At 53.8% G+C, this 12,135-nt stretch carries 14 protein-coding genes; 3 read left to right on the top strand and 11 right to left on the bottom strand.

The annotated features are described in order from the left end of the window. Nucleotides 1-36: 36 nt before the first annotated feature. The 3 genes from ABLU78_RS16815 to ABLU78_RS16805 form a co-directional block, all read right to left on the bottom strand. A complete protein-coding gene (locus ABLU78_RS16815; RefSeq protein WP_015369567.1) occupies nt 37-405 on the bottom strand; it encodes a DUF805 domain-containing protein in 369 nt (122 codons plus the stop codon). Nucleotides 406-530: 125 nt separating this feature from the next. Then, nucleotides 531-1,517, bottom strand: coding sequence for a glutathione S-transferase family protein (locus ABLU78_RS16810; RefSeq protein ID WP_048229540.1), 987 nt, complete (start codon nt 1,515-1,517; stop codon nt 531-533). A gap of 74 nt (nt 1,518-1,591) precedes the next feature. Beyond that, complete coding sequence (locus tag ABLU78_RS16805; RefSeq protein WP_015703571.1) at nt 1,592-1,984, bottom strand: DoxX family protein; 393 nt, start codon at nt 1,982-1,984, stop codon at nt 1,592-1,594. A 276-nt stretch (nt 1,985-2,260) separates the two neighbouring features. On the opposite strand from ABLU78_RS16805, the gene ABLU78_RS16800 reads away from it, so the two are divergent. Further along, nucleotides 2,261-3,196, top strand: coding sequence for an Rpn family recombination-promoting nuclease/putative transposase (locus tag ABLU78_RS16800; RefSeq protein ID WP_047053678.1), 936 nt, complete (start codon nt 2,261-2,263; stop codon nt 3,194-3,196). An 8-nt stretch (nt 3,197-3,204) separates the two neighbouring features. Here the strand turns inward: ABLU78_RS16800 and ABLU78_RS16795 are convergent, their stop codons facing one another. From ABLU78_RS16795 to exuT, 8 genes are all read right to left on the bottom strand, one after another. Then, complete coding sequence (locus ABLU78_RS16795) at nt 3,205-3,501, bottom strand: YqjK-like family protein (RefSeq protein ID WP_015703570.1); 297 nt, start codon at nt 3,499-3,501, stop codon at nt 3,205-3,207. Continuing rightward, the gene (locus ABLU78_RS16790) at nt 3,498-3,896 is read right to left on the bottom strand and encodes a phage holin family protein (protein ID WP_048229539.1); all 399 of its coding nucleotides are present in this window, start codon (nt 3,894-3,896) and stop codon (nt 3,498-3,500) included. Before ABLU78_RS16790 ends, ABLU78_RS16795 begins: the two co-directional genes overlap by 4 nt. Nucleotides 3,897-3,898: 2 nt before the next feature. Continuing rightward, nucleotides 3,899-4,204, bottom strand: a complete 306-nt coding sequence (locus ABLU78_RS16785) for a YqjD family protein (RefSeq protein WP_015369573.1) — start codon at nt 4,202-4,204, stop codon at nt 3,899-3,901. A gap of 25 nt (nt 4,205-4,229) precedes the next feature. Next, nucleotides 4,230-4,598 (bottom strand): DUF1090 domain-containing protein, encoded by a 369-nt coding sequence (locus tag ABLU78_RS16780; RefSeq protein ID WP_032712569.1) that lies wholly within the window; start codon nt 4,596-4,598, stop codon nt 4,230-4,232. Nucleotides 4,599-4,746: 148 nt separating this feature from the next. Further along, nucleotides 4,747-5,124 carry an EnvZ/OmpR regulon moderator MzrA gene (gene mzrA, locus ABLU78_RS16775; RefSeq protein WP_161798763.1) on the bottom strand — a complete coding sequence of 126 codons (378 nt, stop codon included), beginning with the start codon at nt 5,122-5,124 and terminating at the stop codon, nt 4,747-4,749. A gap of 8 nt (nt 5,125-5,132) precedes the next feature. Further along, nucleotides 5,133-5,795 (bottom strand): DedA family general envelope maintenance protein YqjA, encoded by a 663-nt coding sequence (gene yqjA / locus ABLU78_RS16770; RefSeq protein WP_015369576.1) that lies wholly within the window; start codon nt 5,793-5,795, stop codon nt 5,133-5,135. A 327-nt stretch (nt 5,796-6,122) separates the two neighbouring features. After that, nucleotides 6,123-6,899, bottom strand: coding sequence for a transcriptional regulator ExuR (gene exuR / locus ABLU78_RS16765; protein ID WP_015369577.1), 777 nt, complete (start codon nt 6,897-6,899; stop codon nt 6,123-6,125). Nucleotides 6,900-7,026: 127 nt separating this feature from the next. Next, a complete protein-coding gene (gene exuT / locus ABLU78_RS16760) occupies nt 7,027-8,328 on the bottom strand; it encodes a hexuronate transporter ExuT (protein WP_048229534.1) in 1,302 nt (433 codons plus the stop codon). 467 nt (nt 8,329-8,795) lie between these two features. Here exuT and uxaC point away from each other — a divergent pair, with 467 nt between their 5' ends. Together uxaC and ABLU78_RS16750 are read left to right on the top strand one after the other, a co-directional pair. Further along, nucleotides 8,796-10,208: a glucuronate isomerase gene (gene uxaC / locus ABLU78_RS16755; protein ID WP_015369579.1), complete on the top strand. Its 1,413-nt coding sequence runs from the start codon at nt 8,796-8,798 to the stop codon at nt 10,206-10,208. A gap of 18 nt (nt 10,209-10,226) precedes the next feature. Next, a complete protein-coding gene (locus ABLU78_RS16750; protein ID WP_015369580.1) occupies nt 10,227-11,714 on the top strand; it encodes an altronate dehydratase family protein in 1,488 nt (495 codons plus the stop codon). Nucleotides 11,715-12,135 lie beyond the last annotated feature (421 nt).

Genomic DNA, 12,135 nt, shown 5'->3' with positions numbered 1-12,135 from the left:
GGAAGATGCGCTCCTCCGCCGCGAGGAGCGCGTAAATCAGTAGGAGTAGGGTTTTGGATTTGGCCCAAAGCGATTGTTGCCGGGCGTGCCGTTCTGACAATTGAAAATCAAAATCACCAGCCAGCCGATGACCGGGATCAGCAGCAGCAGTAGCCACCACGCCGAGCGGTCGGTGTCATGCAGGCGACGAAACTGCACCGCCCACCAGGGTAAAAAAACCAGCACGCCGTAAATGGTCGTCAGGATGCCTTCACCCCCAGCACGTTGCCAGCCGAGCATCTTATCAATGATGCTTAGCACTGCGGTGAGAATGATGTTGACCAGAATAAACATCCAGTACTCTTTGCGCCGGGCACGGCCGCCAAAGCCAATATAGTTTCGTAATACTTTTAGATACCAGTCCATTTTCTCACGCCTTAGTTAACCATTAATCACTTGTTTTTAAAGCGATCAAAATAATCATAGGCGTGAATATCAAACTGGTAAATATCCGTTATCTGAATAAAAGGCGCCCTTCGGCGCCTTATCGATCAGCGGGAAAAACGATCCCGTCCGTGTGGTTCGTTGAGATCCTGCTGCGGGCCCACGGAGATGATCCCCGTCGGGTTGATGGTTTTGTGGCTGCGATAATAGTGATTGCGGATATGCGGGAAATTCACCGTTTCCGCAATCCCCGGCATCTGGTAGATATCGCGCAGGAAACCGTACAGGTTGAGATAGTCGCTGATACGGCGCTTATCGCATTTAAAATGGGTAACATACACCGGGTCGAAACGGACCAGCGTTGTCCACAGGCGGATATCCGCTTCCGTTAACTGGTTCCCGGTCAGGTAGCGGTGCTGACCGAGGATCTGCTCAAGGCGTTCGAGCGAGGTAAACAGCGCGTCAACGGCTTCGTCGTAGGCCTGCTGGCTGGTGGCGAAACCGGCTTTATATACCCCGTTGTTAACGTTGTCGTAGATCCAGCTATTGAGATCGTCGATCTTTTCTCGCAACGCCGGCGGATAATAGTCGCCCGCGCGCGCCCCCAAGCCATCAAACGCGGTATTGAACATGCGGATAATTTCAGCCGACTCATTGCTGACGATGGTCTGTTGTTTTTTATCCCACAGCACCGGAACGGTCACCCGGCCGGTGTAATGCGGATCGGCCTGCAGATAAAGCTGATAGAGGAACTGATGATGATAGAGCTGGTCGCCGGTCGCATCCGGGAAATCGTCGGCGAAGGTCCAGCCGTTTTCCAGCATCAGGGGATTCACCACTGAGACGGATATAAAGGGCTCTAATCCTTTCAACTTGCGCAGAATCAGGGTGCGATGGGCCCACGGACAGGCCAGTGAAACGTACAGATGATAGCGGTCTTTCTCTGCGGCGAAGCCACCTTCGCCCGCAGGGCCTGGCGCGCCATCGGCGGTGAGCCAGTTGCGGAAGGCTGAAACGGAACGCTTGAACCGTCCTCCGGTGGATTTGGTGTCATACCAGGTATCTTGCCAGACGCCCTCGACTAATTGTCCCATTACTTCCTCCTTCAGATAGCAAAAGCGAGGAGATAGCCCCTCGCTTTTTTAGATTTTTACTCAGTATAGTGCGCTTACCACTTTTTATTCAGCACGCGGTCGATGCTGAATGCGCCCGGACCCGTCACGGCCAGCAGCAGATAACCACCAGCGATGGTCAGGTTTTTCATGAACATCAGCGAGTTCACGCCTTCAGCAAAGTTGCTGTGGAACAGGAACGCGGTCAGCAGGGTAAAACCTGCAGTGAACAGCGCAGTAGTGCGAGTCAGGAAACCGAACAGAATCGCCAGACCGCCGCCAAACTCAAGCAGAATAGTCAGCGGCAGCAGCGCTCCCGGAACACCCATTGCTTCCATATACTGCTGCGTACCTGCATACCCGGTGATTTTTCCCCAACCAGCGGTAATGAACAGAATCGGCATCAGAATACGCGCTACCAGTACACCAACATCTTCTAATTTTTTCATTTCTTACTCCAGAAAACCCAAAGGGCGGCGATTTCGTTTTTTAGAGCAATCCTGCGTGGTTACGCGGGCTTGCTGTCGATGGAGAGGATATTAGCGAGCTTGAGAGGGGATTGTTAGCAAGGAAAACTGTAGTTCTTTTTCAAAGTTTCTGAGCAATTGGTGCGATCGGTGAAAATATTTTCCGAGGCGCCTCGCAGCGTGCGTGGCTATCGGTTGTGGTGGCGGGGATAAAAGAGGATATCTGTCGCCAACTTATTTTTGCATAGACAGGATGTCATGAAACAATTCAGCTCTACGCCTCACGATGCGTTGTTTAAAACATTTCTCACTCATCCGGAAACGGCGCGAGATTTTCTCCAGATCCATCTACCGGAATCGTTACGTATGCAATGCGATCTCAGTACCCTGCAGTTAGAGTCCGGCAGCTTTATTGAGGACGATATGCGTGCGTTGTACTCGGATGTGTTGTGGTCAATTAAAACGCAAAGCGGAAGCGGATATGTGTACGCGCTGATTGAACACCAAAGCACGCCAGACAAACATATGACCTTTAGACTAATGCGCTATGCATTTGCCATAATGTCTCGTCATCTGGATGCCGGTAATGAACATCTGCCATTGGTTATTCCGATGTTGTTTTATCATGGGCGGATTACACCTTATCCCTTTTCGATGTGCTGGCTGGATAGTTTTGCGCAACCCGCGTTAGCACGGGAGATATATGGGGATAATTTTCCATTGATCGATGTGACATCCTTCACGGACGATGAAATCCAACAGCATCGGCGTATAGCAATTTTGGAGTTCCTGCAGAAAAATATTCGCCAGCGCGATCTGAATGACCTGGTAGATCAACTTGTAGCCTTGCTGCTGCCGGGTTATACCACCGAGCATCAATTTAACGTGTTGATGAACTACATTGCCCGTTCCGGCCATTTGACCAGCCCTGGCAGATTTTTTCGTCAACTGGCGCAGGGAATGCCTGAACATAAGGAGCAACTGATGACATTAGCTGAATGGTTTGAAGAGCGTGGGCGCACAAAGGGAAGAAAACAGGGTCGTGAAGAGGGGCGTGAAGAAGGTAGAGAAGAAGGCGAACGTCAGGCGACGCGTAAAATAGCTCTTGCGATGCTTCGTAACGGCGTTGATAGCGCGCTGGTCAGTAAAACCACCGGTTTAAGCGAACAAGAGCTCAGCGCGCTGGCGCACTGAGCGAGCAATTAACGCGATGCGGACTGACGCAGAATCCCTTTGACCATCCGCCAGGTGCTCCAGATGCCGAGGCCGCGTTTGCCCCAGCGGATTAAAAAGCGCGGATGGCGCACTGACCAGATAGCCATTACCCCGCTGCCGACCATCGCCCATGAACGCAGGTGTTTCAGCGTTTGCCAGCCGCGATCGATAGGCGAGGTGGCTTCCAGCCAGTGACGATGGCTGGCGGCCAAATCCAGCCGCTGTTGCTGGATTTGGCGCAGCAGCAGCGCTTTTCGCTGGTCGCGTTCCTGTTGGCCGCTCATCGACGTTCGTCCTCAAGCAGCGCGCGATCGTTCGCCAGCTCGTCGCGGGTATGACGTAAAAACGTGGAGCGGCGAGCTTTCCTGAGGGTCCAAATTCCCCCTATCAATGAGGCGAGCAACAGGACGCTGGTGGTCGCGATCATCACATGCAGGCGGTACTGCGGATCGACGGCCCAGATGATCAGCACCAGCAGGCTCATCAGCCCAAAAGCGGCGAATAGCAGCGTTAGCCCGAGCATCAGCAACAGCTGGAAGAGGTTCGCTTTCTCCTCTTCCAGCTCCACGACGACCAGGCGCAAACGCGTTTCCACCATTTCGACCAGCAGCGTAATGATCCGCTTGCCGACGCCGAATACGCTCTGTCCCGGGCCCTGCGTGTGTTGAGAGTTTGCCATAATTAACGGCGCGACAGCAGTACGCCGACCACCAGCCCGACAGCTGCGCCAATACCCACGCCGGTCCACGGATTCTCGCGAACGTACTCATCGGCGCGAGCAGCGGTTTCACGCGTCTGCTTAACGATGGCATCGCTGGTGTCGCTGAGACGCACACGGCTGTCTTTCAGCACGCTTTCCGCTTTGCTACGCAGTTTGCCGAGTTCTTCTTTTGATTTATCGGTTGAGGAGTTCAGAACTTCTTCCAGCGTATCAGCCAGATTTTTCAGCTCAGCGCGTAGATCTTCTGCAACGTTATCTTTAGCCATCTTGTTCTCCTGTAGCGTTTACCAATTAATAATCGCGTGACTCAAGCGCTTTCAGTTCCTGCTGCGCTTCATCCAGTTTGCGTTCCCGTTTGCTAATTTTGTCTGCATCGCCTTTCTGCTTCGCCTCGCTCAGATCGCGCTGACGTTCGGCAACTTCGGCCTTCTGTTTAGCGATTTTCTGCTGATGTTCAGCCCTGACCTTACTGTCGCTGCAGTTAGCACGAACTTCCTGCAGCGCTCTGTTCAGGCCGTCAATGCGATGCTGATTATGGTGTTTTTCGGCATAGCTGATCTCCCGTTGGATACTCTGTTCTTTTTCCTGACAAGGAGAGGCTGCGAAGGCGCTGGCGCTAAGTGAGGTCAGTGCCAGTAATAGTGCGATGCGGTATTTCATGGATTCTACCTTCCATTGTGTGAGGGGATATCGGTGATATACCCAATCCAGTCAACAATACGAGCCAGGCGGTTCCCGCAGTCTTAATAATAGACACGAAAGCGGGACATCACCAAACCGTACGAAAAGATTCGGAATTTTTGACGCGTTATCCAAAACGGCGCGGAGCATCGCGCAGGCGGGATAACCAGGCGGTGGCAGAATTTTCTTCATCCACCAGAGCAATAATATAACCGTGAGGCAGAGCCCGGCCCAATACTTCTTTTGCCGCGGCGCCCTGGGCGTTGGAATCGAATTTGATCAGCAGGCCGTCTTTTTGCGGGGTGATGCTCTTAAAACGGATGCCGTTGGCGTCAAGATGATGCCAGACGGAAAAACCGTCCGGCATAGCGACGCCCTGGCTGACGGGACGGATGGCCAGAGTGGACTCATGCTGACTGACGGTCAGCCACAGCCAGACGCTGGCGCAAAGCAGCAGTGAGCCGCCCAGCATCCACCGCAGCTGGCGCCAGGAAGGACGTTTGATGACCATGCTCAGCTCCGACTGCTGTGTTTTTTCTTCCACAGTACAACCAGGGAGCCGATCAGACCGAAGACCAGCAGCGCAACCGGCAGCAGCATCAGGCACGACATCAGCTGATCTTCATACTTCAGGAATACCGGTGTTTTACCCAGCAGATAGCCGAGAGAGGTAAGAATCAACACCCACAGCAGGCCGCTCATCCAGTTAAAGAACTGGAAACGCGCGTTATTCAGACCGGAGATACCGGCAATCGTTGGCAGTAGGGTACGTACGAAGGCGATAAAGCGGCCAATTAGCAGCGCCGATAATCCGTGCTTGTGGAACAGGTGATGGGCTCGCTGGTGATAATGCGACGGTAAATGCGATAGCCAGTTTTGCACGATCCGCGTATTGCCCAGCCAGCGTCCCTGGATGTAGCTCACCCAGCAGCCGAGGCTGGCCGCCGCCGTCAAAAGCAGTAGCGTTTCCGGGAAGCCCATCGCCCCTTTGGCGATCAAAACGCCGACCAGCACCAGCAGGCTATCACCCGGTAAAAACGCCGCCGGCAGTAAACCATTCTCAAGGAACAAAATCATAAATAAGACAAAATAGAGCATGCCAATCATGGAGGGATTAGCGAGCGTTTCGTAATCCTGGGCCCATAAGGCATTCAGTAATTGGGTTAGTAGTTCCATTCACGATTCCTGGTACATCGGTTAACGGTACGTCTTATACATAGCGACTAGATTATTTTTTAGAGTATGGCCGCTGTTGAGACGTTCTGATCGGATCCTTGATTAAACAGTAAGTAAACACTTACATGCAGAACGACAAAATGCATCTAATTGTAACAAACTAGCTGACTTTCCGTCAGAGAAATTGCAGTTTGTTGCTGATTGATTTTGCGGGTTGCGGGGACGAGTAGCGAGAGGATTTACACAGGCTGACACTATATATGCTTTGCTTACCCTGTCGGGTTTGCGGGCAGAAAAAGGGGTTCTGCCCGTGGAGGGGATAATACGTTATTTTGCCCCGTTCGCTGCGGTATCGAGATGAACCACCGGATTTTCGGCAAACAGGTAGCGATCGGCATTGAATTCAAAGTCATCGCTGGTTTCGTTAAACAGCATCAGCTTGGTATTTTCCAGATGCTGCCACATCGCCAGCTTCGCCGCGTGAGGGTCTTTACGAATTAACGCCTTGAGGATTTGGTCATGATCGTCGCACCAGTTGTCGACGGTGCGCAGGTCGATGTGGTCGTGCAGTTTTTTCCAGTACGGGTTGTGTACCCGCTGGGTCCACATTTTTTCAACGATGGCGGCAAGGGCGGTGTTCTGGGTAGCCAGCGCGACCTGGACATGGAACTGCAGGTCCCATTCGGAATCACGGAAGCACTTCTCGTTGCGGGCTTTCTCCTGAATTTCCATTAGCTTCATGATGTCCTGTTTGGTCACCTGAGTCGCGGCGAATTCAGCGATATTGCTCTCAATCAACTGACGGGCCTGGAGTAATTCAAACGGACCATAGTTGGCGAACTCCAGCGATTCATCCACCACCTGTTGGTATTTCGGGTGGTTGGAAATAACGTGGATGCCGGAGCCTTTGCGGACTTCAACATAGCCTTCGACTTCCAGCATGATGATGGCTTCGCGAACCACGGTGCGGCTGACGCTTTTTTCATCGGCGATGAAGCGCTCTGCGGGCAGCTTATCCCCTACAAGGTAGACGCCTTGTTCGATACGCGTCTTTAGCTCAGCGGCAAGCTGCTGATAGAGACGGCGCGGTTCACTGATTTCCATATTCGCTCCCGAAAGATGGCGACAATATTCGATTTGTTATACCACTTTTACGCGCTTTCCACCACTGGAAGGCATAAAAAAAGCCGCCTTAAAAGGCGGCTTAGTCGGTGCAAAATCATCTCGCAGTCTAGCTTTGCGTCACCGGTTTACTGGTATTGAGCGGCGTCGAGTCATCGTCGGCCGGTTTGTTTTTCAGTACCGTCCAGATAACCAGCGCGCCCAGCAGGTCGAAGACCGCCAGCACCGCGAACAGCGGGCTGAAGCCGATGGTATCCGCCAGCGCGCCGACGACCAGCGCGAACATGGTGCTGGCCAGCCATGCCGTCATCCCGGTCAGACCGTTGGCGGTCGCTACTTCGTTACGGCCAAATACGTCGGAAGAGAGGGTGATCAGCGCACCGGACAAGGCCTGGTGAGCAAAACCGCCGACGCACAGCAGCGCAATCGCCACATAGGGGCTGGTGAACAGGCCAATCATGCCAGGACCAATCATCAGCAGGGCGCCCATCGTCACGACCATTTTACGTGAGACGATAAGATTCACGCCAAACCAGCGCTGGAACAGCGGCGGCAGGTAGCCGCCGACGATGCAGCCGAGGTCGGCGAACAGCATCGGCATCCAGGCGAACATGGCGATCTCTTTCAGGTTAAAGCCGTAAACCTTAAACATGAACAGTGGGATCCAGGCGTTGAAGGTACCCCAGGCCGGTTCTGCGAGGAAGCGCGGCAGCGCAATACCCCAGAACTGACGGTTACGCAGGATCTGCCACGGCGACATTTTTTTCGCGTTATTGGTCTGATGCTGAGATTCCTGGCCGCCGATGATGTAGTCACGTTCTTCATCGGTGAGTTTTTTCTGATCGCGCGGGTGTTTGTAGAAAATCAGCCAGGCCATTGCCCAGGCGAAGCTCAGTACCCCGGAAATAATAAATGCCATCTGCCAGCTATGCATGACAATCGCCCATACCACCAGCGGCGGAGCAATCATCGCGCCGATAGAAGAGCCGACGTTGAAATAGCCGACGGCGATGGAACGCTCTTTCGCCGGGAACCATTCGGAGCTGGCTTTCAGACCGGCAGGGATCATTGCCGCTTCCGCTGCGCCGACCGCGCCGCGGGCCAGCGCCAGCCCGCCCCAGCTACCTGCCAGCGCCGTTGAACCGCAGAATACCGCCCAGGCGATAGCAAAGAAGGCGTAGCCAATTTTGGTGCCAAGCACATCGAGCACATAGCCGGCAACCGGCTGCATAACGGTATATGCAGCGGAGTAGGCGGCGATGATATAAGAATATTGTTGGGTTGAAATGTGCAACTCTTCCATCAGCGTCGGCGCAGCCGCCGCTACGGTGTTACGAGTCAGGTAACCCAGCACGGTGCCCAGCGTCACCAGTGCGATCATATACCAACGTAACCCTTTAATTTTACGCATGTAAAACCTCATCGTTGTTGTCTCTCCGCAGCGTCTGCGGCCATCTTTCGTCCCGCCAGGGAAGGAGGATGGGGAAACGGAGGGTTCAGGACGTGAACTGAACCTTGCCATCAGTGGTTAAAGTGAAACCGGCATCCCTACCGTTTAAGCCGATGTTATTCACACCGGTAATGCATTCCGTCGGTTTATATGTTGCGACGGCAGAAAGATAACTTGTCATACAACTTTAAAAGTTGAGTACTGTCACAAAAGTGGGAAAGTTTGTAGGGACATTAATCGCGTCAATTAAAGCCAGTACTGGCGCGGCTTGCAGCGATGTTTACTCCTTTGGTGGTGCTTTTTTTGTCGACGTTTATTGATCTAACTCACGAAAAATACTTCGGCCTGTAGAAATTGGTGTGATAACTTTGTCAGCATTAGAGTCAATCATCTGATGGGCTCCTTGATGGGGCGAAGAGGACACGACAATGACACCGTTTATGACCGAAGATTTTCTGCTTGATACCGAGTTTGCCCGCCGCCTGTACCACGATTACGCCAAAGATCAGCCGATTTTCGACTACCACTGCCACCTTCCGCCGCAGCAGGTTGCCGAAAATTATCGTTTTAAGAACCTGTATGACATCTGGCTGAAAGGTGACCATTACAAATGGCGCGCGATGCGTACCAACGGCGTGGCGGAGCGCCTGTGTACCGGCGATGCTGCCGATCGCGAGAAATTTGACGCCTGGGCGGCAACCGTTCCTCATACCATCGGTAACCCGCTATACCACTGGACGCATTTAGAGCTGCGCCGTCCTTTTGGTATTACAGGTAAGTTGTTGTCGCCAGCCACGGCGGATGAAATCTGGAACCAGTGTAATGAGTTGCTGGCTCAGGAGTCGTTCTCCGCCCGTGGAATCATGAAGCAGATGAATGTGAAGATGGTGGGGACGACCGACGATCCGATTGATTCACTGGAGCATCATGCTGCGGTCGCTAAAGATAGTACTTTTGATATTAAGGTATTGCCGAGCTGGCGCCCGGATAAAGCGTTCAACATCGAGCAGGCCACTTTTAACGATTACATGAGCAAGCTTGGCGAAGTCTCCGATACCGAAATTCGCCGTTTCGCCGATCTGCAAAGCGCGCTGACTAAGCGTCTGGATCACTTTGCCGCACACGGCTGTAAAGTTTCCGACCACGCGCTGGACGTGGTGCTGTTCGCTGAAGCGAGCGATAACGAACTGGATAGCATTCTGGCGCGCCGTCTGGCGGGCGAAACGCTCAGCGAGCATGAAGTCGCGCAGTTCAAAACGGCGGTACTGGTGTTCCTCGGTGCGGAATACGCGCGCCGCGGCTGGGTACAGCAGTACCACATCGGCGCGCTGCGTAATAACAACCTGCGTCAGTTCAAACTGTTAGGGCCGGATGTTGGCTTCGACTCCATCAACGACCGTCCGATGGCCGAAGAGTTATCGAAGCTGCTGAGCAAGCAGAACGAAGAAAACCTGCTGCCGAAAACTATTCTGTACTGCCTGAACCCACGCGATAACGAAGTGCTGGGCACTATGATCGGTAACTTCCAGGGCGAAGGCATGCCGGGCAAGATGCAGTTCGGTTCCGGCTGGTGGTTCAACGATCAGAAAGACGGCATGGAACGTCAGATGACCCAACTGGCGCAGCTTGGCCTGTTGAGCCGCTTTGTCGGCATGCTGACCGACAGCCGCAGCTTCCTCTCCTACACCCGCCACGAATACTTCCGCCGTATTCTGTGCCAGATGATCGGCCGCTGGGTGGCTGCTGGCGAAGCGCCTGCGGATATCGCGCTGCTGGGCGAGATGGTGAAAAACATCTGCTTTAACAATGCGCGTGATTACTTCGCCATTGAATTGAACTAAGGCCAGAGGTCGGTTGATATGCAATACATCAAAATCCATTCGCAGGATAACGTCGCGGTGGCGCTGGCGGATATGACGTCAGGCAGCGTGGTGACGATTGATAACGATACCGTCACCCTTAGCCAGGATGTTGTCCGCGGTCATAAGTTCGCGCTGCGGGCCATTGCGAAAGGTGAAAACGTCATTAAGTACGGGTTGCCGATTGGTCATGCGCTGGCGGATATCGCGCCGGGCGAGCATGTTCATGCGCACAATACGCGTACCAATCTGAGCGATCTTGACGCGTATCGCTATCAACCAGACCGGGTTGAACAACCGGCGCAACCTGCGGATCGCGACGTCGAGATTTATCGTCGCGCCAGCGGTGAAGTCGGCGTGCGTAACGAATTATGGATCCTGCCGACCGTGGGCTGTGTTAACGGCATCGCCCGGCAGATCCAGAATCGTTTCCTGAAAGAGACCAACGACGCGGAAGGCACCGACGGCGTCTTCCTTTTCAGCCACACCTACGGCTGCTCGCAGTTGGGAGATGACCATATCAACACCCGTACCATGCTGCAAAACATGGTCCGCCACCCGAATGCCGGGGCGGTGTTGGTGATTGGTCTTGGCTGCGAGAACAACCAGGTTGATGCCTTCCGTGAAACGCTGGGGGATTTTGACCCGGAACGCGTGCACTTCATGATTTGCCAACATCAGGAAGATGAAGTGGAAGCGGGAATTGAGCATCTTCATCAGCTCTATGAAGTGATGCGCCATGATAAACGCGAAGCGGGTAAACTGAGCGAACTGAAGTTTGGCCTTGAGTGTGGCGGCTCGGACGGCCTGTCCGGCATTACCGCTAACCCAATGCTGGGGCGTTTTTCTGACTACCTGATTGCGAACGGCGGCACTACGGTGTTGACCGAAGTGCCGGAAATGTTCGGCGCTGAGCAACTACTGATGAGCCACTGTCGCGACGAAGAGACTTTCGGCAAACTGGTCACCATGGTCAATGATTTTAAACAGTATTTTATCGCCCACGACCAGCCTATCTACGAGAACCCGTCGCCGGGTAACAAAGCGGGCGGTATCACGACGCTGGAAGATAAGTCGCTTGGCTGCACGCAGAAAGCGGGTTCCAGCCAGGTGGTTGACGTTCTGCGCTACGGTGAACGTTTGAAAGTCCACGGGTTGAATCTGTTGAGCGCGCCGGGTAACGACGCGGTGGCGACCAGCGCGCTGGCGGGCGCCGGCTGCCATATGGTGCTGTTCAGTACCGGCCGCGGCACCCCTTATGGCGGTTTCGTTCCGACGGTAAAAATCGCTACCAACAGCGAGCTGGCGGCGAAGAAAAAGCACTGGATTGATTTCGATGCCGGGCAGTTAATTCACGGGAAAGCGATGCCGCAGGTGTTGGAGGAGTTTGTCGATCTGATCGTCGATATCGCCAACGGCAAGCAGACCTGCAACGAACGCAATGATTTCCGCGAACTGGCAATCTTTAAAAGCGGCGTCACGCTGTAACGACGGTGACTACCGCGGTGTTTGAAAGGTCGGATAAGCATAGCGCCATCCGACAACATTAAACTCCCCCCGGTCGCGCTTACGCTTACCGGGGCTACCAACTGAATAGGTCCGTAGATACTGTTATCGATTTGCAACTGTTTTGGTCCGGGAAAAACAGTTGTTTTTTTATTATTTCAGAGCAGATTGCGCTCCCGATATTTCTTCTGCGTTATGTCCCTCATGGCGCAGGGAGCGCACAGAGGGCGGCCAGTCGCCGCCGCCCTCTGTACTCCCGGGCTCTGGCCGCCAAAATCGCCACTTCGTGGTACCTTCGACTTATCCCGGCAGGCTTCGGGTCGGGCCGAGGCAGCGTCCCTGCAAATCACGGCCCTCAGCCCGCATCCATGCGGGCTGCCCCGGCCTTCCGGGAACGTCTCAG

Source organism: Klebsiella sp. JN_Kp122, from assembly GCF_040062085.1.
Taxonomy (GTDB): Bacteria; Pseudomonadota; Gammaproteobacteria; order Enterobacterales; family Enterobacteriaceae; genus Klebsiella; species Klebsiella aerogenes.
Note: the sequence above shows the minus strand (reverse complement) of the source record. Positions and strands in the feature narration are given on the sequence as shown.

What these genes read in the sequence shown, in the direction of transcription:
- ABLU78_RS16790 (WP_048229539.1), bottom strand. Translation starts at nt 3,896, where the DNA reads ATGGCAAACTCTCAACACACGCAGGGCCCGGGACAGAGCGTATTCGGC.
- ABLU78_RS16750 (WP_015369580.1), top strand. Translation starts at nt 10,227, where the DNA reads ATGCAATACATCAAAATCCATTCGCAGGATAACGTCGCGGTGGCGCTG.
- ABLU78_RS16780 (WP_032712569.1), bottom strand. Translation starts at nt 4,598, where the DNA reads ATGAAATACCGCATCGCACTATTACTGGCACTGACCTCACTTAGCGCC.
- exuT (WP_048229534.1), bottom strand. Translation starts at nt 8,328, where the DNA reads ATGCGTAAAATTAAAGGGTTACGTTGGTATATGATCGCACTGGTGACG.
- yqjA (WP_015369576.1), bottom strand. Translation starts at nt 5,795, where the DNA reads ATGGAACTACTAACCCAATTACTGAATGCCTTATGGGCCCAGGATTAC.
- exuR (WP_015369577.1), bottom strand. Translation starts at nt 6,899, where the DNA reads ATGGAAATCAGTGAACCGCGCCGTCTCTATCAGCAGCTTGCCGCTGAG.
- ABLU78_RS16805 (WP_015703571.1), bottom strand. Translation starts at nt 1,984, where the DNA reads ATGAAAAAATTAGAAGATGTTGGTGTACTGGTAGCGCGTATTCTGATG.
- uxaC (WP_015369579.1), top strand. Translation starts at nt 8,796, where the DNA reads ATGACACCGTTTATGACCGAAGATTTTCTGCTTGATACCGAGTTTGCC.
- ABLU78_RS16785 (WP_015369573.1), bottom strand. Translation starts at nt 4,204, where the DNA reads ATGGCTAAAGATAACGTTGCAGAAGATCTACGCGCTGAGCTGAAAAAT.
- ABLU78_RS16800 (WP_047053678.1), top strand. Translation starts at nt 2,261, where the DNA reads ATGAAACAATTCAGCTCTACGCCTCACGATGCGTTGTTTAAAACATTT.
- ABLU78_RS16815 (WP_015369567.1), bottom strand. Translation starts at nt 405, where the DNA reads ATGGACTGGTATCTAAAAGTATTACGAAACTATATTGGCTTTGGCGGC.
- ABLU78_RS16810 (WP_048229540.1), bottom strand. Translation starts at nt 1,517, where the DNA reads ATGGGACAATTAGTCGAGGGCGTCTGGCAAGATACCTGGTATGACACC.
- ABLU78_RS16795 (WP_015703570.1), bottom strand. Translation starts at nt 3,501, where the DNA reads ATGAGCGGCCAACAGGAACGCGACCAGCGAAAAGCGCTGCTGCTGCGC.